Source organism: Devosia beringensis (assembly GCF_014926585.1).
Lineage (GTDB): Bacteria > Pseudomonadota > Alphaproteobacteria > Rhizobiales > Devosiaceae > Devosia > Devosia beringensis.
Map to the genome: position 1 here is coordinate 2,300,340 of NZ_CP045422.1, position 24,103 is coordinate 2,324,442.

Here is a 24,103-nt window from a genome sequence, read left to right on the forward strand (position 1 = left end):
CCAGCAAGCAAGGACAGCACAATGAAAACACGGCGATTGGGCAAGACGGGTTACGCGGTCTCCGAGATCGGGCTGGGCTGCTGGCAGCTGGGCGGGGATTTCGGTCCGGTGGGCGACGAGACGGCCACGGCCATTCTCGACGCGGCCAATGCGGCCGGCATCAGCTTCTGGGACACGGCGGACGTCTATGGCGGTGGCCTGAGCGAAAGCCGCATCGGCAGCCATGCCAAGGGACCGGGCGTGCATGTGGCGACCAAATTGGGGCGCGGCGGCGGGCTGTTTCCGGACAATTATTCCAAGGACGGCGTGCGCAAAAGCCTCGAGGGTTCGGCCGAACGGCTGGGTGTAACGTCGCTCGATCTGGCTCAGCTGCATTGCGTGCCCCCGGCGGTGCTGCAGGCAGGCGATATCTTCGCGTGGATGGATGACTTTCAGGCCGAGGGTCTGGTCAAGCACTGGGGCGCCAGCGTCGAGACCATCGAGGAGGGCATGCTCTGCCTCGAGCAGCCCGGCCTTGCCACGCTGCAGATCATCTTCAACCTGTTACGCCAGGACGCAGCCCAGGAATTGCTACCCAAGGCGGCGGAAAAGGATGTGGGCATCATCGTGCGGCTGCCGCTGGCCAGCGGCTTGCTCAGCGGCAAATATGACAAGGACACCGTGTTCGACGTCACCGATCACCGCAACTACAATGCGGATGGCAAGGCCTTCTCGGTGGGCGAGACCTTTGCCGGCATCGAGTTTTCCCGCGGTGTGGAACTGGTGACCGAGCTCAAGGGCCTGGCGCCCAGCGGCATGGCGATGAGCCAGTTCGCGCTGCGCTGGATCCTTGACCATCCGCAGGTGAGCACCATCATTGCCGGGGTCAGCAAGCCCGAGCAGATCGCCGACAATGTTGCGGCGAGCGAACAGAGGAACCTGTTCCCTGCGCTGATGGGACAGCTGGGGACCTGGTACGAGAAGAACGTCAAGCCGGAGATTCGCGGCGGGGTCTAGGGCAGGCGAGCTTTACGGCCGGCCTGAAGCATAGCGGTCCATCGCAAGAGCGTGACGCCCCCTAGCGCTTCGGGCCCCGCGTCCTTACGTTGGGACAACAAGAAAAACCTGCCGAGTACCCCATGAGCTACCATGAAGCCTTCGACCTGATCCGCGACGAGCACATTGCGGAGGCCAATTCGCAGGCGCAGCTGTTCCGCCACAAAAAGACCGGGGCCGAGGTGCTCAGCCTCGTCAATGACGACGAGAACAAGGTGTTCGGCATCACCTTCAAGACGCCGCCGACGGACTCGACGGGCATTGCGCATATCCTGGAACATTCGGTGCTGTGCGGCAGCCGCAAATATCCGGTCAAGAAGCCGTTCGTCGAGTTGATCAAGGGGAGTCTCAACACCTTCCTCAATGCCATGACCTTTCCGGACAAGACGGCCTATCCGGTGGCCAGCCAGAACCTGAAAGACTTCTACAACCTCGTCGATGTCTATCTGGACGCGGTGTTCTTTCCGCTGCTGACCGAGGAGACTTTCCTGCAGGAAGGCTGGCATTACGAGCTCGAAGACACGGCGGCGCCGCTGGTCTACAAGGGCGTGGTGTTCAACGAGATGAAGGGCGTGTTTTCGTCGCCCGACGCGGTGATGCGCGATATCGCGCAGCGCTCGCTTTATCCAGATGTCACCTATGGCAAGAGCTCGGGTGGCGATCCCAAGGCGATCCCGGACCTGACCTACAAGCAGTTCCGCGACTTTCACGCCAAGTTCTATCATCCCTCCAATACGCGGGCCTTCTTTTCGGGCGATGACGATGCCGGCGAACGGCTGGCGATCCTTGACGCCTATTTCAACCAGTTCGAGCGGGCGCCGGTCGATGCCGAGGTCAAGCTGCAGCCGCGCTTCAATGCGCCGCGCCAGATCGAAGCCACCTATGCCGGCCCTATCGAGCCGGGCAAGGCGCGCCATGGCATGGTTTCGCTCAACTGGATGATCGATCCGCCGGCGGACCGCACCGAGGCGCTCAGCCATGGCATGCTGAGCTATCTGCTGGCCGGCAATCCCGCTGCGCCGTTGCGCAAGGCGCTGACGGAAAGCGGCCTGGGCGAGGGCATGACCGGGGGCGGCATTGGCAGCGGGCTGCGCCAGCCGATGGCCAGCTTCGGCATGAAGGGACTCGATCCGGCGGATGCGCCCAAGGTAGAGGCGCTGATCCTCTCCACGCTCGACGAGATCGCCAAAACCGGCTTTGCGCCCGAGCAGTTGGCCGCAGCGGCCAACACGTTCGAGTTCTCGCTGCGCGAGAACAATACCGGCTCCTATCCGCGCGGCATGGTCTATATGTTCAATGCGCTGGGCAGCTGGCTGCATGAGGGCGACCCGCTGGCGCCACTGGCCTTCGAGACGGCACTGACCGCGCTCAAGGAGAAGGCGGGGCAGGGCCATTTCGCCCAGGAAATCCACCGGCTGTTTCTCGACAATATGCACCGCACCACAGTGACCCTGCGGGCCGACCCCGAGCAGGGGGCGCGCGAGGCGGCCAAGGAAGCCGAAATCCTGGCCGATGTGCGCCAGGGCTTTGATGCCGACGCGCTGAGCGCGACCGTGGCCGAGACCGATCGCCTCAAGGCACTGCAGGAAGAGGTCGACGATCCGGCGCTGCTGGCCAAAATCCCCACGCTGACTCTGGCCGACCTGCCGCGCGAGAGCCGCACGGTGCCCATCGAGATCGGCACGCTGGCCGATGCCAGGCTGTTCTACCATGACCTGCCGACGCTGGGGATTGTGTACCTCGATCTGGGCTTTGATCTGCATGTGCTGGACAAGGAACTGCTGCCCTATCTGCCGCTGTTCGGCCGGGCGCTGCTACAGACCGGGACGAGCAAGGAAGATTTTGTGTCGCTGACGCAGCGCATTGGTCGCGCCACTGGCGGGGTAGCCCAGCATCGTGGCCTCTCCTCGCGCCAGGGCGATGCCGGCACGGCGGCCTGGTTCTTCCTGTCGGGAAAGGCGGTGCCGGACAATATCACCGAAATGCTGGCCATCATGGGCGACGTGCTGCTCGATGCGCGGCTCGATAACCGCGAGCGGTTCAGGCAGATGGCGCTGGAGGAAAAGGCGGGCTTTGAGGCGCGCATGATCCCGGCGGGCAATTCCATCGTCGATACACGGCTCAAATCGAGCCTGACCGAGGCCAGCTGGATTGCCGAACAGCTGGGCGGGGTCAGTTATCTGCAGTTCCTGCGCGGGCTGGTGAGCCGGATCGACAGCGACTGGGACAGTGTCGAGGCGGTGCTGACGCGCATTCGCGACACGCTGTTCAACCGCGGCCGCATGGTGGTCAATGTCACGGCTGACGGGGCGCTATGGAGCCGGGCCAAAAGCGAGATCGAGGGCTTCCTCACGACAATGCCGGATGCCCGTCCGTCGCTGGTCGACTGGGGCGTGCAGTTTGCGCCGAAGTCGGAAGGCCTGATCATTCCGGCCCAGGTCAATTATGTGGGCAAGGGCGCCAATCTCAAGACGCTGGGCTTTACACTGACCGGCGCCTCCAGCGTGGTACTGAAGTTCCTCAACACCACCTATCTCTGGGACAAGATCCGCGTGCAGGGCGGGGCCTATGGTGGCTCCAGCCGGTTCGACCTGACGAGCGGCAATTTCAGCTTCCTCTCCTATCGCGATCCCAACCTGCTCAAGACGCTGGATGCTTATGACGGGGCGGCCAAGGCCCTCCACGTCGCCATCGGGGACAATGACCTGACACGCTCGATCATCGGGGTGATCGGGGATGTCGATGGCTATGAATTTCCCGACGCCAAGGGCTATTCCTCAATGTGGCGGCAGCTGACCGGCACGACGGACGCGATTCGGCAGCAGCGGCGTGACGAGATCCTGGGAACGACGCCAGCCGATTTCAAGGCCATGGCCGAGGCCGTGGATGCGGTGGCGCGGCAGGGCCATGTGGTGGTGCTGGGCGGCGAGGCCGCGATCAGCAAGGCCAATGAACAGCGGCCGGGTCTGCTGGATGTGACCAAGGTGATGTGAGGAGAGCAGACCTCGTCCTGAGCTTGTTGAAGGACGAGGCCATGGCACCATCCCGCCACGCCTTGTGTTCGAGAGGCTCATCATGAGGGCTCCTGACACCTGCTGGCGCTGCGCGATAGCATTGTGCGGTGAACCACTGCCAGTGGGTGGACGTTAGGAGTGTCATGGCCAGTCCGATCCTCGACCGACACCTGCATATCAAGGCAATTGACGCCTATATCGACCCCGGCGTGCCGCGCGAGCGGGCGATCGTGACCCATGGCCATGCGGACCATGCCCGATCGGGGCATGGCAGCGTGCTGGCGACGCCCGACACCATTGCCATCATGCAGACGCGCTATGGCGCGGACTGCGCGCGGCGTTTCGAGCCGCTCGATTTCGGCGTGCCGCTGCAGATCGATGACGTGACCATCACGCTGTTTCCGGCCGGTCATATCCTGGGTTCGGCGCAGGTGCTGGTGGAGCAGGCCGGGCAGCGCGTGGTGGTGACGGGCGACTACAAGCGCCTGGCCGACCGCACGGCGCAGCAATATGAACTGGTCAAATGCGACTTGCTGGTCACCGAGGCGACGTTCGGGCTGCCGGTGTTCCAGCACCCGCATCCGCAGCTGGAGATTGCCCGGCTGTTCAAATCGGTGGCGGACAATCCAGAGCGCAGCCATCTGGTGGGCTGCTACGCCCTGGGCAAGGCGCAGCGGGTGATCGCGCTGCTGCGCGACGCCGGCTGGGACCAGCCGATCTATCTGCATGGCGCCATGCTCAAGCTGTGCGCGCTCTATGAAGAACTCGGCGTGGCGCTGGGGGATCTGCGGCCGGCGCTGGACCTGCCCAAGGCGGTTTTTGCCGGGCAGATCGTCATCGCGCCGCCCTCGGCGATCCGCGACCGCTGGAGTCGGCGCTTTCCCGATCCGGTGGTTTGCCAGGCCTCGGGCTGGATGAGCGTCAAGCAGCGGGCACGACAGGCGCTGGTGGAGCTGCCGCTGGTGATTTCGGACCATTGCGACTGGAGCGAATTGCAGCAGACGGTGCGCGAGACCGAGGCGGACACCGTGTGGGTGACGCATGGGCGCGAGGATGCGCTGGTCTATTGGTGCCAGCAGCAGGGCTTGCAGGCCGAGCCGCTGCACCTGCAGGGCTTTGAGGATGATGGCGGGGAGGACGCGGCATGAAGCGGTTTGCGCAATTGCTGGAACTCTTGGCGCTGACGACCTCGCGCACGCGCAAGCTGGCGGCGCTGACGCAGTATTTTCGTGAAACCCCGGACCCCGATCGCGGCTATGCGCTGGCGGTGCTGACCGGGGCGCTCAGTTTCCGCAATGTGAAGCCGGCTTTGCTCAAGCAGACGGTGCTGGCTGAGGTCGACGAGACGCTGTTTGCCATGAGCTATGACTATGTAGGGGACCTGGGCGAGACCATCGCGCTGATCTGGCCGCATCACGGCGGGACCGGCGAGCTGCCCTCGCTGACCGAATTGATCGGGCTGTTCAACACCACGTCCAAGAGCGCGCTGCCAAAGCTGATCGGTGGGCTGCTGACGCAGGCGGAAATTAACGAGCGCTGGGCGCTGGTGAAGCTGGCGACCGGCGGGTTGCGCATCGGCGTCTCGGCGCGACTGGCCAAGACGACGCTGGCGGAGATGAGCGGGATCGAGCTGCAGGCGATCGAGGAAGTCTGGCATGGGCTCAAGCTGCCCTATACCGATCTCTTCGCCTGGTTGGAGGGGAGAGCCGGTCGCCCCGATATCGACCAGTCAGCGCGGTTTCATCCGCTGATGCTGAGCAACCCGATCGACGAGGCCAAGGATTTTTCGAACTTTGCGCCGGCGGACTATGTCGCCGAGTGGAAATGGGACGGCATCAGGGTGCAGTTGGTGGTGGGTGGCGGCAGTGTGTCGCTGTTCTCGCGCACGGGCGACGATATTGCGCCGGCCTTTCCCGATATCGTGGAAAACGTAACGGGGCGGGCGGTGCTGGACGGGGAATTGCTGGTGGGCCGGGATTTCGCCCCCGGCTCGTTCAACGACCTGCAGCAGCGGCTCAACAAGAAGGTGGCATCAGCCAAGCACCTCAAGGAAAGCCCGGCCTTCATCCGGGTCTATGACATATTGTTCGATGGCGATGATGACCTGCGGACCCTGCCCTGGCTGGAGCGGCGGGCGCGGCTCGAGGCCTGGTTTGCCGCCAATCCACAGAGCCGGCTGGACCTGTCCGGTGTCCTGCCCTTCAGCGACTGGGGCGACCTCGGCCGGCAGCGGCGGGAGGGCGCCGACATGCATGGCCATGAAGGGGTGATGATCAAGCTCAAAAGCGCGCCCTATGTCCCGGGGCGCCCCAAGGGCTATTGGTACAAGTGGAAGCGCGATCCGAACCTGGTGGACGCGGTGCTGATGTATGCCCAGCGCGGGCATGGCAAGCGCAGCAGCTTTTACTCGGACTATACATTCGGAGTGTGGAAGGGCAATGAGATCGTGCCGATCGGCAAGGCCTATTTCGGCTTTACCGACGAGGAACTCAAGCTGCTCGACAAGTGGATCAGGGGCCATACGCTGGGCACGTTCGGGCCGGTGCGCGAGGTCAAAAAGGAGCTGGTATTCGAGGTCGCCTTCGACAGCGCCCAGGAGAGTACGCGGCACAAATCGGGCGTGGCTTTGCGGTTTCCGCGCATCAACCGGATAAGGTGGGACAAGCCGGCGGCCGAAGCGGCGACGCTGGCGGATATGGCCGTGTTTGTCGGGGCGACTTAGTCTGGACGTGTGCTTGAGACCTCATGGTGAGCCTGTCGAACCACGAGGTCGGGCGGTTGGGTCGTGCCACGACCTCATCCTTCGACGGGCTCAGGATGAGGTCTACTGAAGCGCCTCAGGATGGATCCCGGCCTTCGCCGGGATGACATGGTGGATTTTAGGAGTTCGGTGAGATGTCTTCACGATCGATCAATGAAAAGCTGGTGGCGCTGACCCGGCAGATGGCCGACGCAGCCGAGGCGATGGATTTCGAGAAGGCGACCGCGCTGCGCAACGAAATTGCTCGGATCAAGGGCGAGGCGCCATTGCAGGAGGGCGACCCGGACACCGTCACCGTTGGCCAGCCGCCGCCGGGAGCGATGGGGCTGGGCACGCAGGTGCCGGTGCGGCAGCCGCCCAAGGGCTGGGTGAAGCCGAAAAAGCCCGATTTCATGACCAAGAATGTCAAGCCGCGGGCCGGGCGCTAACCTGCCTTGACCAGCGGTTCGTCCGCCAGTTTGCGGATTTCGCGCAGTTCGTTGATGGTGGTTTCGAGGTCGTCGCGCTGGCGTTCCAGCGAGGCGAGGCGTTCGTCGACCTTGGCAGTGAGCAGGTTGACCTGCTGGCTGCGGTCGGCGTCGTAGAGGCTGAGATAGTCCGAGATATCCCGCAGCGAAAAGCCCAGGCGCTTGCCGCGCAGGATCAGGATCAGCCGGGCGCGGTCGCGGCGGCGGAAGATGCGGGTGGCGCCAACCCGCTCGGGGGCGAGCAGGCCCTTGGCTTCGTAGAAGCGGATGGCGCGGGTGGAGATGCCGAATTCCTTGGCGAGGTCGGCAATGGCAAAGAGGTCGCGGTTCTCGGCTTCGGGTCGGTTCATGGCGCGGTTTCCGGCGGCGTGCCTTTGGCGGCGTGTGCCGCGGTATATTCGGCGCGCAGTTCCTTCTTGCTCAGCTTGCCGATCAGGGTCTTGGGCAGGGCGTCCTTGAAGATGATCTCACGCGGCATTTCGATCTTGTTGAGACGCTCGGTGAGATAGGCCTTGAGTTCGGTCTGGCTGGCGGTGTGCCCGGCGCGCAGCTTGACGAAGGCGACCGGGGCCTCGCCGCGATACTCGTCGGGCACGCCGATGACATTGGTCTCCTCGACGGCGCCATGGGTCATCAGCGCCTCCTCGATGGTGCGCGGATAGACATTGAAGCCCGAGCAGATGATGAGGTCCTTGATGCGGTCAACGAGGAAGACATAGCCGTCCTCATCCATATGGCCGACATCGCCGGTGCGCAGCCAGCCATGCATGAAGGCGTCTCGCGTGGCGTCAGGGTCGTTGTAATAGCCGGCCATGACCTGGGCGCCCTTGACCTGGAGTTCGCCATCCTCGCCGATGCCAACGGGCTCGCCGGTCTCGAGATTGACGAAGCGGATATCGGTGCCGGGCAGCGGCAGGCCGATGGACATGGGCTTGCCGGGCTTGCGCAAGGCGGCGCAGCAGACCACCGGGGAGGCTTCGGTCAGGCCATAGCCCTCGGCGAGGACGGCGGCGGACTTTTCGGCGACGGCCTTGCGGACCTCGTTGGGCAAAGCGGCGCCGCCGGAAATGGCAACCTCAAGGCTCGCCAGCTGTTCGCGCGTGGCGCTGTCGGCGCGGGCGATGGCGCTGAGCAATGTGGGCACGGCGGGCAGCACATTGGCGCGGGTGCGGGTGAACAGGTTGAGCAGGGACCTGAGCTCGAACCGCGGCAGCATGATCACCGGAGTGCCATTGCAGAGCGGCACGTTCATGCAGACCGTCATGGCGAAGATGTGGAAGAAGGGCAGTACGGCCACCACCTTGGAGGGCGGATAGAACAGACCATCGCCCCATTTGTCGATCTGGCTCATATTGGCGGCGATATTGGCATGGGTGAGCAGGGCGCCCTTGGGAATGCCGGTGGTGCCGCCGGTATATTGCTGCACGGCAATGTCGGCCTTGGCGTCGATGACGACAGGGGTGGGCGGCTCGCCCCGCCGCACCATGTCCTCGAAGTGGCTGATACGGTCGGCAATGGGGGAGGATTTGAGGCGGGCCAGATCCTTGCGCTTGACCACCGTGTACAGCAGCTTCTTGACCAGCGGCAGGGCGTCGGGGAAGTGGCAGACCACCAGCGACTGGACGTGGCCGGCTTCGACCAGCTTTTCGGCCTTTTCGAAAATCTGCTGCAGGTCGAGCGTGACCATCACGTCAGCGCCGGCATTGGCGGTGATGTGGCTGAGCTCGTGCACGGTATAGAGCGGGTTGCAGTTGACCACGGTGCCACCAGCGCGCAGCACAGCGTAATAGGCGATGGGGTAGAAGGGCGTATTGGGCAGCATCAGGGCAACGCGGCTGCCCTTGGTGACGCCGAACTGGCGCTGCAGGGCGCCGGCAAAGGCGATGATCTTGCTGGCCAGATCGCCAAAACTGGTGGTGCCGCCGAGAAAATCGAGCGCCACGGCAGCGGGGTTTCGGGCGCAGGCAGCCAGCACCTGCTCATGCACCGGACGGATGTCGAGCTCGACATCCCAGGCAATGCCGTCGGGATAGCTGGCGATCCAGGGGCGCGGATGGGCGTCGGACTTCTTGGCTGCCATGTTTCCTCCGGGTGCCGATGTTCGGCATGGGCTTGCTGCCCTTGATGGAGGAATATTCCATGGGTTTACGTTAGCGTCAAATGGGTGCCGAGGTTTTTCATCGTGATGCGGCTCGTCCGGCAGGCGCCCGGCCATCGGACTAACGACCTATGCGGCTGCTAGTTGACGTATACGTCAACCTTGCTAAACTGATCTCAACAAGAAGGCCCGGGCGCGCTATGATCCCGACGCGGCAGGCCCAATGACCAAGCCGGACGATTCGGCGACCGGTCTGACGTTTCGGGAGTGAGTTGCTCGGCGAACCCGCACGAGCAGCGCCTTGGAGGGCGTGCCGTGATCTTTGTGCTTATCGTGATCAGCCTTGTGGTCTTTGCCGCCCTGGCGCTGCGGGAAAGCCCGCTGTGGCAGTGGGGCGTCGCGACGCTTCTGATCGGCCTGCTGTCGGGCATCGACCTGACAGAAGCCGGAATGCGCTATGGTTTGGGCGCGGGCAGCTGGGTGCTGCTGCTCATCGGTGCCATCATGCTGGCGCTCAGTGTGGTCGCCATCCGCAAGCCGCTGCTGATCACCCCGATCTATGGCGCGGTCAAATCGATCCTGCCGCGCGTCAGCCGCACCGAGCAGGAAGCGCTGGATGCCGGCACCGTCGGCTGGGATGCCGAGCTGTTTTCCGGGCGCCCCGACTGGAGCAAGCTGACGGCCATTCGCCCGCTGACGCTGAGCGCCGAGGAACAGGCCTTTCTCGATGGCCCGACCAACCAGGTCTGCGCCATGATCGATGACTGGGACACGCGCAACAACCGCGCCGATCTCAGCCCCGAAGTCTGGCAGTTCCTCAAGGATCACGGCTTTTTGGGCATGCTGATCGGCAAGGAGCATGGCGGGCTCGGCTTTGGTGCGCAGGCGCAGTCCATGGTGGTGTCCAAGATCTCCAGCCGCTCGGTGGCGGCCGGCATTACCGTGATGGTGCCCAATTCGCTCGGACCGGGCGAACTGCTGGAAAAATACGGCACACATGAACAGAAGGAAAAGTATCTCGGCCGGCTGGCCAAGGGCCTTGAAGTGCCCTGCTTTGCCCTGACCGGGGTGCATTCGGGTTCCGATGCCGGCGGCATGCGCGATATCGGCGTCGTCACCAAGGGCAGCTATCAGGGCAAGGACGTGCTCGGGGTCAAGCTGAGCTGGGACAAGCGCTATATCACGCTGGCGCCGATCGCCACGCTGGTGGGTCTGGCCTTCATCCTCAAGGACCCGGAAAACCTCCTGGGCAAGGGCAGCGATATCGGCATTACGCTGGCTTTGGTGCCGCATGATCATCCCGGGGTGGAAATCGGGCGCCGGCATTTCCCGGCACGACAGGCTTTCATGAACGGGCCGACGCGCGGCACCGATGTGTTCATTCCGATGGAATTCCTGATCGGGGGCACCGACTATGTCGGGCAGGGCTGGCGCATGCTGATGGAGTGCCTGTCGACCGGGCGCGCCATTTCGCTGCCGGCCATCGGCACGACCTCGATCAAGCAGGCGCTGCGGGTCACCTCAGCCTATGCAAGGGTGCGCCGGCAGTTCGGCATTCCGGTGGGGCTGATGGAGGGCGTGGCCGAGCCGCTCGGCGAGATGGTCAAGCGCGCCTATACCTATGAGGCCTCACGCCGGCTGACCGCCTCGATGGTGGATGAGGGTCAGCGCCCGGCGGTGATCTCCGCTCTGCTGAAGTATCGCACCACCGAAGCGATGCGCGACAGCGTCGATGACAGCTTCGACATCCATGGCGGCCGCGCCATCCAGGACGGGCCGACCAATTATCTGTTCGGCGGCTATATGGCGACGCCGGTGGCGATCACGGTGGAAGGCGCCAATATCCTGACGCGCACGCTGATGACCTTTGCCCAGGGCGTGCTGCGGGCGCATCCCTTCCTCTACAAGGAAATCGCCGCGGCGCAGAACAAGGACAAGAAGGCGGGCATCGACCAGTTCGACCTGGCCTTTGCCGGCCACACGAAATTCATGCTGCGCAATATCGTCGCCAGCTTTCTGCACGGGGTCAGCAATGGCGCCTTTGCCAGTACGCCGGTGGAAAACGAGATGGCGGGCTGGTACCGCAAGCTGCACCGCTATGCGCAGGCCTTCGCGCTGACGGCGGACTGGACCACGGTGCTGCTGGGCGGACAGCTCAAGCGCAAGCAGAAGCTGAGCGGCCGCATGGCCGATATCCTGGGCGATCTCTACCTGATGTCGGCGACGCTGCGACGCTTCGAGGACGAGGGGCGGATTGCCGCGGACCGGCCGCTGGTCGAGGCGATCATGGCCGACCGGATCGCGGCGATGGAGCAGAGCTTTGGCGCCGTCTTCGCCAATTTCCCCAATGGCCTGGCGGCCAATGCGATGCGGGTGCTGTGCTTCCCGCTGGGGCGGCATGCGCGGCCGGCCAGCGACCGGGTGAACTATCGCCTGGTGCGCGACGTGCTGCAGCCGGGCGCCTTCCGCGACCGGCTGACCACGGGGCTCTATGTCTCGATGGACCCCAGCGACGTGACCGGGGTGCTCGAGGACGCGCTGATCAAGGTGACTGAGGCCGAAGAGATCGAGGGCCGGTTCATCAAGGCTTCGCGCAAGGGCGTGATCGAGCGGCGGCTGGATCGCGACGCCATCGATGATGCGGTGGCGGCGGGCGTGCTGACCGGCAATGAGGCCGGGATCATGCGGGCGGCCGACGAGGCCACCGACCGGGTGGTCAAGGTCGACGACTTTGCCGCCGACGAGCTGGCGCCGGAAAAGCACAAGGCGGCGGCGGAATAACGTGCCCCTCGGGTCGAGCCCGAGGGCCGGTTTGAAATGTTGCAGGCTCAGCCTGCGTCTCCCTCCCCCTCGTGGGGAGGGATCAAAGGTGGGGGCTTGGCGGGCCTTGAGCGCGTGACGCCCCCACCCCTAACCCTCCCCACAAGGGGGAGGGAGCTCGCCCGGTGGATGGGCGAGACTGGCGCAATGCCCGGAATTCGAGGAGACATAATGATCCAGCCGCAGATGCCGCAGACGACGAACTGGCACTTCAGCCTTGACGTTGAAAAGCTGGGTTGGCTGACCATCGACACGCCCGGTTCGCCGGTCAATACGCTTAGCCGGTTGGCGATCGAGGAGCTCGAGGCGCTGGTCGGGCGGTTCGAGGAACTGGCACAGAGCGGCGAGCTGGTGGGCGTGATCCTGCTCAGCGGCAAGGAGAGCGGCTTCATCGCCGGCGCCGATATCAGCGAATTCGACGCGATGAGCGATTTCACCGTTCTGCCGGGAGCGCTGCAGCGCACGCATGCGCTGCTGAGCCGGATCGAGGCGCTGAAAATCCCGGTGGTGGCCGGCATCCACGGCTTCTGCCTGGGCGGTGGGCTCGAACTGGCGCTGGCCTGCCACTATCGCGTGGCGGTCAATAACGACAAGACGCGGATCGGCTTTCCCGAGGTCAATCTGGGGATCTTTCCCGGCTTTGGTGGCACCGGGCGCTCGATCCGCCAGGCCGGGCCGGTCGATGCCATGGGCATCATGCTGACCGGCCGCATGCTCAAGGCGGGAGCGGCGCGGGGGTTGAACCTGGTCGACAAGCTGGTGCGGCATCGCGACAATCTGCGCTGGGAAGCGCGCAAGGCCGTGTTGCAGAACCGCAAATCCAGCGAAGCGGGCTTTGTCAAAAAGGTGATGGCGATGGGACCGCTGCGCGGCTATGTCGCCAACAAGATGCGGGCCGAGGCGGGCAAGAAGGCGCGCAAGGAACATTATCCAGCGCCCTATGCGCTGATCGACCTGTTCGAGGCGCATGGCAATAACTGGCAGGCCATGAGCCATGGTGAGATCGAGCGCTTCGTGCCGCTGATGGGCAGCGCTACGGCGAAAAACCTGCGCCGGGTGTTCTTTGCCTCGGAGGCCCTCAAGAAGCAGGGCGCCAAGGGCGTCAAGTTCGCCCGGGTGCATGTGATCGGCGCCGGGGTGATGGGCGGCGATATTGCCGCCTGGTGCGCGTTGCGCGGGATGAGCGTGACGCTGCAGGACCTCGACATGGCCCGCATCCAGCCGGCGCTGGATCGCGGCAAGAAACTGTTCAAAAAGCGGCTGAAGAAAAAGCACGAGGTCGATGCGGCCGTGCTGCGGCTCGAGGCCGATCCGACCGGCAAGGGCGTTTCGCGCGCCGATGTGATCATCGAGGCGGTGGTGGAAAAGCTTGAGGTCAAGCAGGCCATTTTCGGCGGGCTGGAAGACCGGCTCAAGCCCGGCGCGATCCTGGCCACCAATACCAGTTCCATCGAGCTCGAACGCATTGCCGAAAAGCTCAAGGATCCGGCGCGGCTGATCGGGCTGCACTTCTTCAATCCGGTAGCGCAGCTGCCGCTGGTCGAGGTGATCCGCTCGAGCTTCAATACCGATGCGGAAATCGGCAAGGGCGCGGCCTTTGCGCTGGCCATCGGCAAGAGCCCGGTCGTGGTCAAGTCGGCGCCCGGCTTTCTCGTGAACCGGGTGCTGATGCCCTATATGCTGGGCGCGGTGGAGCGGGTGGAACGCGGCGAAAGCAAGGAATTGCTCGACGCTGCCGCGGTGGCCTTCGGCATGCCGATGGGGCCGATCGAGCTGATGGATACGGTGGGGCTCGATGTCGGCAAGTCGGTGGCGACCGAACTGGGGCATGCCGTCGCCGAGGGCAGCAATTTCGACACACTGGTCAAGGCCGGCAAGCTGGGTCGCAAGAGCGGCGAGGGCTTTTACAAGTGGGTCGACGGCAAGGCGGTCAAGGGCGACGTCCCGGCGCATGCCGATCTGGCCGGGCTGGGCCGCGAACTGGTCAAGCCTTTGGTCGACATGACCGAGGTGGTGCTGGCCGAAGGCGTGGTGGCCAATGCCGGGCTGGCGGATATCGGCGTGATCATGGGCACCGGCTTTGCGCCGTTCCTGGGCGGGCCGTTGCAGGCACGCCAGGATGGCAAGGCCTGATGGGCACTGCATTTAAGATTGGCGGAGACCAACAACATGACTGAACTTCGCAGAGTGGCCATTGTCGGGTCGGCGCGCATTCCGTTTGCGCGGGGCAATACCGCCTATGCCGAGGAAACCAACCTGTCCATGCTGGGCACGGTACTGACCGGGCTCGTCGACAAGTTCGGCCTCAAGGGGGTCAAGATCGACGAGGTGGTGGCCGGGTCGGTGATCGCCCATAGCCGCGATTTCAACATTGCCCGCGAGGCAAGCCTTGATGCCGGCCTGTCGCCGCGCACGCCCGGCACGACCATGCAGATCGCCTGCGGCACGAGCCTGCAGGCCGCTTTGATGCTCGGGGCCAAGATTGCCAGTGGCGAGATCGACAGCGGCATTGCCGCCGGCTCGGACACGGTGAGCGACAGCCCGATCGTCTTTGGCGACAAATTCCAGCACCGGCTGCTCAATGTGAACAAGGCGCGCTCGACGGGCGAGAAGTTCAAGGCGTTCAAGGGCTTTTCCTTTGGCGAGCTGACACCAGTGGCGCCATCGGTGAACGAGCCGCGCACGGGTATGTCGATGGGCCAGCATTGCGAACTGATGGCGCGGGAATGGGGCATTACCCGGCAGGCACAGGATGCGCTGGCGGTGGCCAGCCATGTCAACGCCGCCAAGGCCTATGACGAGGGTTTTCACGACGACCTGCTGGTGCCCTGTGCGGGACTGGTGCGCGACAACAATGTGCGCGCCGACGCCAATGTCGAGAAGATGGCGACGCTGAAGCCCGCCTTCGACAAGGCGAGTGGCCTGGGCACGCTGACGGCGGGCAATTCGACGCCGCTGACCGATGGCGCCTCGGCGGTGCTGCTGGCCAGCGAAGACTGGGCAAAAGAGCGCGGTCTGCCGATCCTGGCCTATTTGACCATGGGCCGGGTGGCGGGCAATGACTTTGCTCATGGCGAGGGCCTGCTGATGGCGCCCACCATCGCGGTGAGCGAGCTCTTGGCGCGGGCCGGGCTGGGCTTTGCCGATATCGACTATTTCGAGCTGCATGAGGCCTTTGCGGCGCAGGTGCTGTCGACGCTCAAGGCCTGGGAAGATGCCGATTATTGCCGGAACGTGCTGGGTCGGGATGTGCCGCTGGGGCCGATCGACCCAGCCAAGATCAACGTCAAGGGATCCAGCCTGGCCTATGGGCACCCCTTCGCCGCGACGGGTGCCCGTATCCTGGGGCTGACGGCCAAGCTATTGTCGGCTGAACCGGGCAAGAGAGCGCTGATCTCGGTATGCACCGCGGGCGGGCAGGGGGTAACGGCGCTGGTGGAGAGTGCAGCATGAGCGACAATGTCGTCAGATTCCGGCAGCCGGAAAAGAAAAAGCCTGAACCACCGGTGAAGAAGCCGCGCGGGCCGATGCCCGGCTGGGTGCCCTTTGCCGGATTGATCGTGCTGGCGCTGGTCATCTATGCGGCGCAGAATGCCGGTTTGCTGGGCGGCTAGCCTAAATTTCTGTCATTGTTAAATTCTGCGCAAAGATTTTGCGTGCCGACATCGCTTTGCGCAGTGAAGAAAGTGCAAAAGGCATGCCGTTTACGTCAATCTTTTGCTTGTCAGTGGACGGATTTGCGTAATAGCGTCCATCAATCTTGGCGGGGGGGACGGTGTTCCCGGCCACAGAGTACGGTAATCCGCGGCATTTCGATCGCGGGAATAAGACTTTTCAGGATTCCACAAGGAGATGGGACGAGCATGAAAATCACTCAAACCCTCACAGCGGTAGCGACCGCCAGCGTCATGGCGCTGATGATGAGCACGGCTGCTTCGGCCGTGACGCTCAATATGATGAACGGCTCTGAGCCCGGCTCGATCGACCCGCACCAGGCGTCGGGCGATTGGGAAAACCGCATCATCGGCGATTATATTGAAGGCCTGATGACGGAAGATGCCAATGCCGAGGCCATTCCCGGCCAGGCCGAGAGCTTCACCGTCTCCGATGACGGCCTGGTCTACACATTCAAGCTGCGTGACGGCATCCAGTGGAGCGATGGCGAGCCCGTGACGGCAGAAGATTTCGTCTTCGCCTTCCAGCGCCTGTTCAACCCGGCGACGGCTTCTGATTATGCCTATCTGCAGTTCCCGATCCTCAATGGCTCGGAAATCGCCGAAGGCACCGTGACCGATTTCAACGAACTCGGCGTCAAGGCAATCGACGACAAGACCGTCGAGATCACCCTTGAAGGCCCGACGCCGTTCTTCCTGCAGGCGCTGACCCACTATACCGCCTATCCCGTGCCAAAGCATGTGATCGACGAAGTGGGCAATGACTGGACCAAGGTCGAGAACATCGTTTCGAATGGCGCCTATACCCCCACCGAATGGGTGCCGGGCAGCTATATCAAGTCGGTCAAGTCCGAGACCTACTGGGATGCCGCCAATGTCCAGATCGACGAAGTAAACTACTTCGTGCAGGACGACCTGGCCGCCGCCCTGTCGCGCTATCGCGCCGGCGAATATGACATCCTGGTCGACATTCCATCGGACCAGGCCGAGTGGATCAAGACCAATCTGCCTGGCCAGGACTATTTCGCCCCGTTCCTGGGCATCTACTACTACGTGATCAACCAGGAAAAGGCGCCCTTCGACAATCCGGAAGTGCGCAAGGCGCTGTCGATGGCGATCAATCGCGACGTGATCGGTCCGGACGTGCTGGGCACGGGCGAACTGCCGGCCTATGGCTGGGTGCCTGACGGTACCGCCAATTATGAAGGCGTCGAGCCCTACCAGCCCGAATGGATCGGGCTTGATTATGGTGCGCGCGTGGCGGAAGCCAAGGCGATCATGGAAGGCCTGGGCTATACGGCGGAATCGCCACTGCCCGTCCAGCTCAAGTACAATACCAATGACAACCACCAGCGCATCGCCGTGGCGATCAGCTCGATGTGGGAACAGATCGGCGTCAAGACCGAACTGTTCAACTCCGAGACCGCGGTGCATTACGATGCCCTGCGTGCCGGCGACTTCGAGGTTGGCCGTGCCGGCTGGCTGCTCGATTATTCCGATCCGTCCAACACGCTTGACCTGCTGCGTCAGGGCATCGAGCAGGAAGGCACGATGAACTGGGGCAACAATTACGGCCGCTATTCGAACGACGAGTTCGATGCCCTGATGGACCAGGCCACGACCGAGCAGGATCTGGTGGCGCGCGCTGCTCTGCTCGCCCAGGCCGAAAAGATCGCCATGGATGAAACCGGCGCGATCCCGATCTACTGGTACATTGCCCAGAACGTGGTTGCCCCGTCGGTGACCGGTTTTGTCAGCAATGCGTCCGACATCCATCGCACGCGCTGGCTGACCAAGGCCGAGTAAGCTTGTAGAACCCGGCGGCGCCGCTCTTTACCGGAGCGACGCCGCTATTTTTATCCACCCGATGACGCCTGACGATCAAGGCGCGGTGGATGTGAAAGGTCCCTAATCCATGTTTGGATATGTAACGCGGCGCGTGCTGTCGGCCATCCCGATAGCACTGATTGCCGTTACAGCCTGTTTCTTCATTCTGCGGCTGGCGCCTGGCGGTCCGTTTGACGGGGAACGCGCGCTGCCGCCGACGACGCTGGCCAATCTGCGCGCCCACTACAATCTGGACCTGCCGCTGATCCAGCAATATTTCATCTATGTCGGCCGGCTGCTGCAGGGCGATTTCGGCCCGTCCATGGTCTATAACGACTTTACCGTCGCCCAGATGCTGTGGATCGGCCTGCCCTTCACCCTGATGCTGGGCTTTTCGGCCTTCATCATCGGCACCGCCATCGGGCTGGTGGCTGGCGCGCTCAGCGCCGTCAACCAGAACAAGTGGCCCGATTATGTGCTGGTCATGCTGGTGATGATCGGGTTGGTCATTCCCAATTTCCTGATGGCCGCGGTGCTGCAGCTGGTATTCGGGGTCTATCTGGACTGGTTCCCGGCGGGCGGCTGGCAGAATGGCTCGATCGCCCATCTGGTGCTGCCTATTACCGTGCTGGTGCTGCCCCATGCCGGGCGCACGGCGCGGCTGATGCGCGGCTCGATGATCGAGGTGCTGGGCACCAATTACGTGCGCACGGCGCGCTCCAAGGGGCTCGGCCAAAGGCTGATCCTGGCGCGGCATGCCATCAAGCCGGCGCTGCTGCCGGTTGTCTCTTATCTGGGGCCTGGCCTGAGCTATCTGCTGACCGGTTCGCTGGTGGTGGAGCAGGTGTTCGCCCTGCCCGGTATCGGCAAATATTTCATCAGCGCCGCGCTCAATCGTGACTATGGCCTCGTGCTGGGAACGACCATTTTGTACATGTTCATCATCCTGGCGGTGAACCTGCTGGTCGACGTCCTCTATGCCTGGCTCGACCCCAAGGTGAGGTACAACTGATGGTCGGCTTTACTGGCAAGGACGCGCTGCTCACCGAATATGCGCAGCGGCTCGAAACCCTCGACGCCCCCAAGGGGCGCTCGCTGACCCAGGATGCCGTGCGGCGCCTGGTGCGCAATACGGCGGCCGTCGTCTCGGTGTTCGTGGTTATCGCCATCGTGCTGTTCGCCTTTGCAGGTCCCTATCTGCTGCCCTGGACCTATGGCGAAATCGACTGGACCAATATCCGCAAGCCGCCCAATTTCGAGGCCGGCCATTTTGCCGGCACCGACCAGAACGGCCGTGACATGCTGGCCCGCATCATGCAGGGCACGCAGATGAGCCTGATCGTGGCGGGCGTTGCCACGCTGGTCTCGGTGATCATCGGGGTGGTCTATGGCGCCGTCGCCGGCTATTTCGGCGGCAAGGTCGATGCGGTGATGATGCGCTTTGTCGATATCATGTATGCGCTGCCCTATATCCTGTTCGTCATCATCCTCGTGGTGATCTTCGGGCGCAATCCGGTGCTGCTGTTCGTGGGTATCGGGTGCCTGGAATGGCTGACCATGGCGCGCATCGTGCGCGGGCAGACACTGTCGATCAAGGAACGCGAGTTCATCGAGGCAGCAAAGGCCGGCGGGGCCAAGCCCTGGACCATCATCATGCGACATATCGTGCCCAACCTGACCGGTCCCGTGGTGATCTATGCCACGCTGACGGTACCTGAAATCATCCTCACCGAGAGCTTCCTCTCCTATCTGGGTCTGGGCGTGCAGGAGCCGCAGACGTCATTGGGCACGCTGATCAGCTTTGGTGCGCCAGTGGCCGAGACGCTGCCCTGGATGCTGATCGGACCGGCCGTGGTGCTGGTCAGTCTGCTGCTGTGCCTGACCTATATCGGGGACGGGCTGCGTGACGCACTGGACCCCAAGGATCGCTAATATGAAACAAGTCCTCAAAGTCGAAGACATGTCGGTCACGTTCGATCTGCACCAGAGCGAGGTGCAGGCGGTGCGGGAGATGAACTTCACGCTGTCGGCGGGGGAAACCCTGGCCGTGGTGGGCGAATCGGGTTCTGGCAAGAGCCAGGCATTCCTCGCCATTATGGGCCTGTTGGCCCGCAATGGCCGCGCCGGTGGCCGCGCCATGATGGGCGACATCAACCTGATCGGCATGGCGCCCAAGCAGCTCGATGCCTATCGCGGCAAGGACATCGCCATGATCTTCCAGGATCCGATGACCTCGCTGAACCCGACGCTGCGGGTCAAGACGCAGCTGGCCGAAGTGCTGGTCAAGCATCGCGGCTTCAACCAGTCCGATGCGGTCAAGACCTCGATCGAGATGCTGGAGCGGGTGGGCATTCCCGAACCGGTCAAGCGGGCCAATGCCTATCCGCATGAGCTCAGCGGCGGCATGCGGCAGCGGGTGATGATCGCCATGGCGCTGCTGTGCCAGCCCAAGATTCTGATCGCGGACGAGCCCACCACGGCGCTCGACGTGACGGTGCAGGCGCAGATGCTGGACCTGTTCAAGTCGCTGACCGAGGATTTCGGCACCGCGCTGGTGCTGATCACGCATGATCTGGGCGTGGTGGCCGGCGTCGCCGACCGGATGATGGTGATGTATGGCGGACGGGCGGTGGAAACGGGCGGGGTCGACGACCTGTTCTACGATCCGCGCCATCCCTATACGCTGGGGCTGCTGCATTCGACGCCCCATATCGCCAAGCGCGCGGCGCGGCTGGACCCGATCCAGGGTCTGCCGCCGAGTTTCGAACACCTGCCCAAGGGCTGTTCGTTCAACCCGCGCTGCGCCTTTGCCTTTGACCGGTGCCTCGTCGAGCGGCCGCCGCTGACCGATGCCGGTAATGGCCGCGAAAAAGCGTGTTTCTATGAAGGCCCGATGGCCTATGGCGAGGTCGCATGATGAACCAGGCTCCCATCGACTTGCTCGAAATCCGCAATCTCAAGAAGACCTTTTCCATCTCTGGCGGCCTGTTCAGCCGACCGCTGACGCTGACGGCGCTGGAAGACATCAACTTTTCCATCCGCCAGGGCGAGACGCTGGGCATTGTGGGGGAAAGCGGCTGTGGCAAGTCCACTTTGGGCCGCTGCATCCTGCAGCTGCTGGCGCCCGACGAGGGCCAGGTGCTGTGGCTGGGTCAGGATCTGACCCGACTGCCGGCCGAGGAAATGCGGATGCGGCGGCAGGACCTGCAGATCATCTTCCAGGATCCGCTGGCCTCGCTCAATCCGCGCATGACGGTGGGCGAGATCATTGCCGATCCACTGCGCACGCTGCGGCCGGAGCTCAACAAGACCGAGCGCCGGGCCCGCGTGCTCAAGACCATGGAATCGGTCGGGCTGCTGCCCGAAATGATCAACCGCTACCCGCATGAATTTTCCGGCGGGCAGGCGCAGCGCATCGGCATTGCCCGGGCGCTGATCACCGAGCCCAAGCTCATCGTCTGCGACGAGCCGGTATCGGCGCTGGACGTCTCGATCCAGGCGCAGATCCTCAACCTCCTAGCTGACCTCAAGGACGAGTTCGGGCTGACGCTGATCTTCATCAGCCATAATCTGAGCGTGGTGCGGCATGTGTCGGACCGTATCCTCGTGCTCTATCTGGGGCGCATCGTCGAACTGGCCGAGGGTGACGAAATCTACCACGATCCCAAGCACCCCTATACACGGGCGCTGCTGACGGCCGTGCCGATCCCCGACCCGAAACTGGCGCGGCAGCGCAATATCGACGCGTTGAAGGGGGAAATTCCCTCGCCGATCAATCCGCCATCGGGCTGTACCTTCCGGACGCGCTGCCGGTTTGCCATGCCCTATTGCGCCGAAACGCGTCCGCCATTGGAGCGGATCGAAGGTGACCGGCTGGTGGCGTGCCATCGTTGGCGCGAAATCGAAGTGCCCAAAGAGGCGGTGATCGCCGGCTAGACCTCCAGCGCCGCATAGGCCGCCGCGATCATCGCGGCGGTTGCTGCCATTTCCGTCTCGGTGAATTCGAGCACGCCGTGCTCGGCCATCAGGGCGTGATATTGCTGGCGCTCATAGGGCACGCCGCGGGGCAGGGGCACGACGTGCCAGTGCAGATGGCTGTTACCCTGCTGGCTGCCCAGCGAGAGCACATAGATGCGCTCGGCGTCAAAGACCTGCTTGAGCGCCCGCGCCAGGCGGTGGACCACGGCGTGCAGCGCCAGATACTGCGCCGGGGAGATATCCTCGGCCAGATCCTCGACATGGGCGGTGGGGCAGACCAGGGCATAGCCGGGCTGGGTGGGGAACTTGCTCAGAAAGGCGATGCTGTCACCGTCCCGGGCGATGACGTGGTGCGCATAGTCCGGATTGCCGGCAATCATCTCGCAGATGAAGCAGGGGCCATTGCGGCTGCGCTCGACATGGCCAGCCAGGTCAAACGGTTGACGGCTCACGTGGCGGGCTGGTCCGGATCGGCCTCGCTGCGACGGTCATTGGCGCCGACATCGACGGTCTTGCGGCGGCGGTCGGGGCCCTTGAACTGGGGAGCCTCGATGAAGCTGCGCGGATTGGCCTCGATGCTGTCGAGGCGGGTCTGCAGGTGATTGGCGGCAAAGGGCTTGCGCAGGAATTCGGTGACGCCGGCGTCGCGGGCGGCGGCAATGCGCTCGGCATCGGGGGCGGCGCTGATCATGATGATGGGCACCAGCCGGTTGGGGCATTCGGCATGGGCGCGCAGCTTTCTGGTAAAGGCCACGCCATCCATGCCGCCGAGCACGTCATTGATGATGACCACGTCAAAGCTGCGGCGCATCAGTTCGATCATGGCCTTGCTGGCGTCATTGACCTCACGGATGTCCTTGCGACCCAGGCCACGCAGCATGGTGGTGACCAGGCCGGCCATATAGGCGGAAGGATCGGCGACGAGCACGCCGCGCTTGGTGATTTCCTCATTGGCCATGTCGGCGTCCCGTCAGAAAGTTTGGGGGCCAGCTTAGCGCGGCTTTGCCTATGAGGCGTTAATAGGCTAAGCGGATGCATGCCGATGGCTTGACGACATTTGCATGAAAACACCGGCCAAGCCGCGTTGACAGGGGGGGGCATTTTCCCTATGTATGCCGGCAAGTTTCCGGGCGCCAAGGCGCCCCTTTTGTTTGACCAAGGAATCATCTGATGAAGATCCGCAACTCGCTGAAGGCGCTGATGACTCGCCACCGCGCGAACAAGCTCGTCCGCCGTCGCGGCCGGGTTTACATCATCAACAAGGTAGACAAGCGCTTCAAGGCCCGCCAAGGCTGAGCTTTCGCCTGATATCGACTTGACTGACAAGGCCCGCGCAAGCGGGCCTTGTTGCGTTTGGGGCCAGCCAGTCCGCTAGCAGAGCGTTAGGGATGACATGCGGCCGTGCTTCACCTCGCCCCGCCTGTGGTGCTAAGGGCTTTTTGCTTGCCACCGTTCACACCACTCCACTGCCAATAAATACAATTTTATCAATAGCTTGTGTTGTCCCCGGCCGCAGATGGCCGTTTTTTTATGTGCTGTCTTCCAGCGTTTTTCGCGAGGTTGGACCATGCTGAAGACCCGGACGCTGACTGTCCTTATCAATCGGTCCGTCGACGATGTTTATGGCTTTCTGACCAACCCGGCCAATCTGGCGCGCTGGACCTTGCTGGGTGAGGGGCGGGCCGAACCGGCAGAAGGCCCGCTCGTCTGGTCCTATGTCGGCGCGGACGGGCATGTGCTGGTGCGGTTCAGCCCGCCCAATCCCTATCATGTGCTGGACTATTCGCTGCAGTCGGGGGTGCATGTGTGGCAGTCGTCAAGCGTGCGGCTGATCCGTAATGGCAATGGCTGCGTGCTGGTGCATACCTCGGTCCAGCAGCCGCTGGTGTCGGACGCGGCCTTCGATTCCGAGGCAGAATGGATGCAGGCCGACCTGCTGGTGCTCAAGACACTGATGGAGCGCTGAAATCGGTGATGCGGCCGGGGTGATCGTGCCTTGCCGCGGGTCCGGTCTTGAAACGGGGGCGAACCATCCCATCTTGGCTGGGAATGGAGACCCTGCAATGACCACAGACCGCGTTTCGGCCCAATATGACATCGAGAAGAAGTCGCTCGTCGTTGCCTATGTGCTGTGGTTCTTCCTGGGCTATGTGGGGGCGCATCGCTTCTATCTGGGCCGGCCGCTCAGCGGCGTCATCATGCTGGCCCTGTCGGCGGTGACCCTGCTGCTAACGCTGGTCTCGTTCGGCGTGCTGAGCTTTTTGTGGTTCGTGGTCGGCCTGTGGTGGCTGATCGACGCGCTGCTGATCCCCGGCATGGCCGCAGGCCGCAACAGCCGCATTGCCGACCGGGTATTTGGCCGCCGGTACTGACCGCGTGAACGGGCGCCCGAGCACAGCATAGCCCAGTCACCTTGATGCGGGGACAGC

Annotated in this window: 21 protein-coding genes; 17 read left to right on the forward strand and 4 right to left on the reverse strand. The window is 63.4% G+C overall.

All coding sequences use genetic code 11. From position 1 onward, the window contains the following. Positions 1-21 precede the first annotated feature (21 nt). From GDR53_RS11280 to GDR53_RS19940, 5 genes are all read left to right on the forward strand, one after another. The gene (locus GDR53_RS11280; protein WP_193334599.1) at positions 22-996 is read left to right on the forward strand and encodes an aldo/keto reductase; all 975 of its coding nucleotides are present in this window, start codon (positions 22-24) and stop codon (positions 994-996) included. Between the two features lie 122 nt (positions 997-1,118). Then, positions 1,119-4,028, forward strand: coding sequence for an insulinase family protein (locus GDR53_RS11285; RefSeq protein WP_193334600.1), 2,910 nt, complete (start codon positions 1,119-1,121; stop codon positions 4,026-4,028). Between the two features lie 164 nt (positions 4,029-4,192). Continuing rightward, on the forward strand, positions 4,193-5,197 hold the full coding sequence (locus GDR53_RS11290; protein WP_193334601.1) for a ligase-associated DNA damage response exonuclease: 1,005 nt from the start codon (positions 4,193-4,195) through the stop codon (positions 5,195-5,197). Beyond that, positions 5,194-6,771 (forward strand): cisplatin damage response ATP-dependent DNA ligase, encoded by a 1,578-nt coding sequence (locus GDR53_RS11295; protein ID WP_193334602.1) that lies wholly within the window; start codon positions 5,194-5,196, stop codon positions 6,769-6,771. Before GDR53_RS11290 ends, GDR53_RS11295 begins: the two co-directional genes overlap by 4 nt. Before the next feature lie 173 nt (positions 6,772-6,944). Further along, positions 6,945-7,238, forward strand: a complete 294-nt coding sequence (locus GDR53_RS19940; protein WP_193334603.1) for a UvrB/UvrC motif-containing protein — start codon at positions 6,945-6,947, stop codon at positions 7,236-7,238. Here GDR53_RS19940 and GDR53_RS11305 read toward each other — a convergent pair. Both GDR53_RS11305 and GDR53_RS11310 read right to left on the reverse strand, forming a co-directional pair. Next, a complete protein-coding gene (locus tag GDR53_RS11305; RefSeq protein WP_193334604.1) occupies positions 7,235-7,627 on the reverse strand; it encodes a MerR family DNA-binding protein in 393 nt (130 codons plus the stop codon). The two genes, GDR53_RS19940 and GDR53_RS11305, sit on opposite strands and share 4 nt — an antisense overlap. Then, a complete protein-coding gene (locus GDR53_RS11310) occupies positions 7,624-9,357 on the reverse strand; it encodes a long-chain-fatty-acid--CoA ligase (RefSeq protein WP_193334605.1) in 1,734 nt (577 codons plus the stop codon). Before GDR53_RS11310 ends, GDR53_RS11305 begins: the two co-directional genes overlap by 4 nt. A 333-nt stretch (positions 9,358-9,690) precedes the next feature. Between GDR53_RS11310 and GDR53_RS11315 the strand changes: the two genes are divergently transcribed. The 9 genes from GDR53_RS11315 to GDR53_RS11355 all read left to right on the forward strand — a co-directional run bounded on the left by GDR53_RS11315 (position 9,691) and on the right by GDR53_RS11355 (position 21,632). Next, positions 9,691-12,156 carry an acyl-CoA dehydrogenase gene (locus tag GDR53_RS11315; RefSeq protein ID WP_193334606.1) on the forward strand — a complete coding sequence of 822 codons (2,466 nt, stop codon included), beginning with the start codon at positions 9,691-9,693 and terminating at the stop codon, positions 12,154-12,156. A gap of 210 nt (positions 12,157-12,366) precedes the next feature. Further along, the gene (locus GDR53_RS11320) at positions 12,367-14,328 is read left to right on the forward strand and encodes a 3-hydroxyacyl-CoA dehydrogenase NAD-binding domain-containing protein (RefSeq protein WP_193334607.1); all 1,962 of its coding nucleotides are present in this window, start codon (positions 12,367-12,369) and stop codon (positions 14,326-14,328) included. Positions 14,329-14,364: 36 nt separating this feature from the next. Further along, positions 14,365-15,648 carry an acetyl-CoA C-acetyltransferase gene (locus GDR53_RS11325; protein WP_193334608.1) on the forward strand — a complete coding sequence of 428 codons (1,284 nt, stop codon included), beginning with the start codon at positions 14,365-14,367 and terminating at the stop codon, positions 15,646-15,648. Then, positions 15,645-15,809, forward strand: coding sequence for a hypothetical protein (locus GDR53_RS11330; protein WP_193334609.1), 165 nt, complete (start codon positions 15,645-15,647; stop codon positions 15,807-15,809). Before GDR53_RS11325 ends, GDR53_RS11330 begins: the two co-directional genes overlap by 4 nt. A 249-nt stretch (positions 15,810-16,058) precedes the next feature. Further along, positions 16,059-17,675, forward strand: coding sequence for a peptide ABC transporter substrate-binding protein (locus GDR53_RS11335; protein ID WP_193334610.1), 1,617 nt, complete (start codon positions 16,059-16,061; stop codon positions 17,673-17,675). Between the two features lie 109 nt (positions 17,676-17,784). Then, the gene (locus GDR53_RS11340) at positions 17,785-18,708 is read left to right on the forward strand and encodes an ABC transporter permease (protein ID WP_193334611.1); all 924 of its coding nucleotides are present in this window, start codon (positions 17,785-17,787) and stop codon (positions 18,706-18,708) included. Beyond that, positions 18,708-19,628, forward strand: a complete 921-nt coding sequence (locus GDR53_RS11345) for an ABC transporter permease (protein ID WP_193334612.1) — start codon at positions 18,708-18,710, stop codon at positions 19,626-19,628. The genes GDR53_RS11340 and GDR53_RS11345 overlap by 1 nt, the downstream gene beginning before the upstream one ends. Before the next feature lies 1 nt (position 19,629). Next, entirely contained in the window at positions 19,630-20,613 is a 984-nt protein-coding gene (locus GDR53_RS11350) for an ABC transporter ATP-binding protein (protein WP_193334613.1), read from the forward strand. Continuing rightward, entirely contained in the window at positions 20,610-21,632 is a 1,023-nt protein-coding gene (locus tag GDR53_RS11355) for an ABC transporter ATP-binding protein (RefSeq protein ID WP_210321319.1), read from the forward strand. The genes GDR53_RS11350 and GDR53_RS11355 overlap by 4 nt, the downstream gene beginning before the upstream one ends. Here GDR53_RS11355 and GDR53_RS11360 read toward each other — a convergent pair. Together GDR53_RS11360 and GDR53_RS11365 are read right to left on the reverse strand one after the other, a co-directional pair. After that, positions 21,629-22,126, reverse strand: a complete 498-nt coding sequence (locus GDR53_RS11360) for an HIT family protein (RefSeq protein WP_232846606.1) — start codon at positions 22,124-22,126, stop codon at positions 21,629-21,631. The genes GDR53_RS11355 and GDR53_RS11360 overlap by 4 nt on opposite strands. Beyond that, complete coding sequence (locus GDR53_RS11365; protein ID WP_193334614.1) at positions 22,123-22,632, reverse strand: response regulator; 510 nt, start codon at positions 22,630-22,632, stop codon at positions 22,123-22,125. The genes GDR53_RS11360 and GDR53_RS11365 overlap by 4 nt, the downstream gene beginning before the upstream one ends. A gap of 212 nt (positions 22,633-22,844) precedes the next feature. On the opposite strand from GDR53_RS11365, the gene ykgO reads away from it, so the two are divergent. The 3 genes from ykgO (at position 22,845) to GDR53_RS11380 (ending at position 24,046) form a co-directional block, all read left to right on the forward strand. Further along, complete coding sequence (gene ykgO / locus GDR53_RS11370) at positions 22,845-22,970, forward strand: type B 50S ribosomal protein L36 (RefSeq protein WP_046105532.1); 126 nt, start codon at positions 22,845-22,847, stop codon at positions 22,968-22,970. Between the two features lie 271 nt (positions 22,971-23,241). Next, positions 23,242-23,640, forward strand: a complete 399-nt coding sequence (locus GDR53_RS11375) for an SRPBCC family protein (RefSeq protein WP_193334615.1) — start codon at positions 23,242-23,244, stop codon at positions 23,638-23,640. A gap of 97 nt (positions 23,641-23,737) precedes the next feature. Beyond that, a complete protein-coding gene (locus GDR53_RS11380; RefSeq protein ID WP_193334616.1) occupies positions 23,738-24,046 on the forward strand; it encodes a TM2 domain-containing protein in 309 nt (102 codons plus the stop codon). Positions 24,047-24,103: the final 57 nt, after the last annotated feature.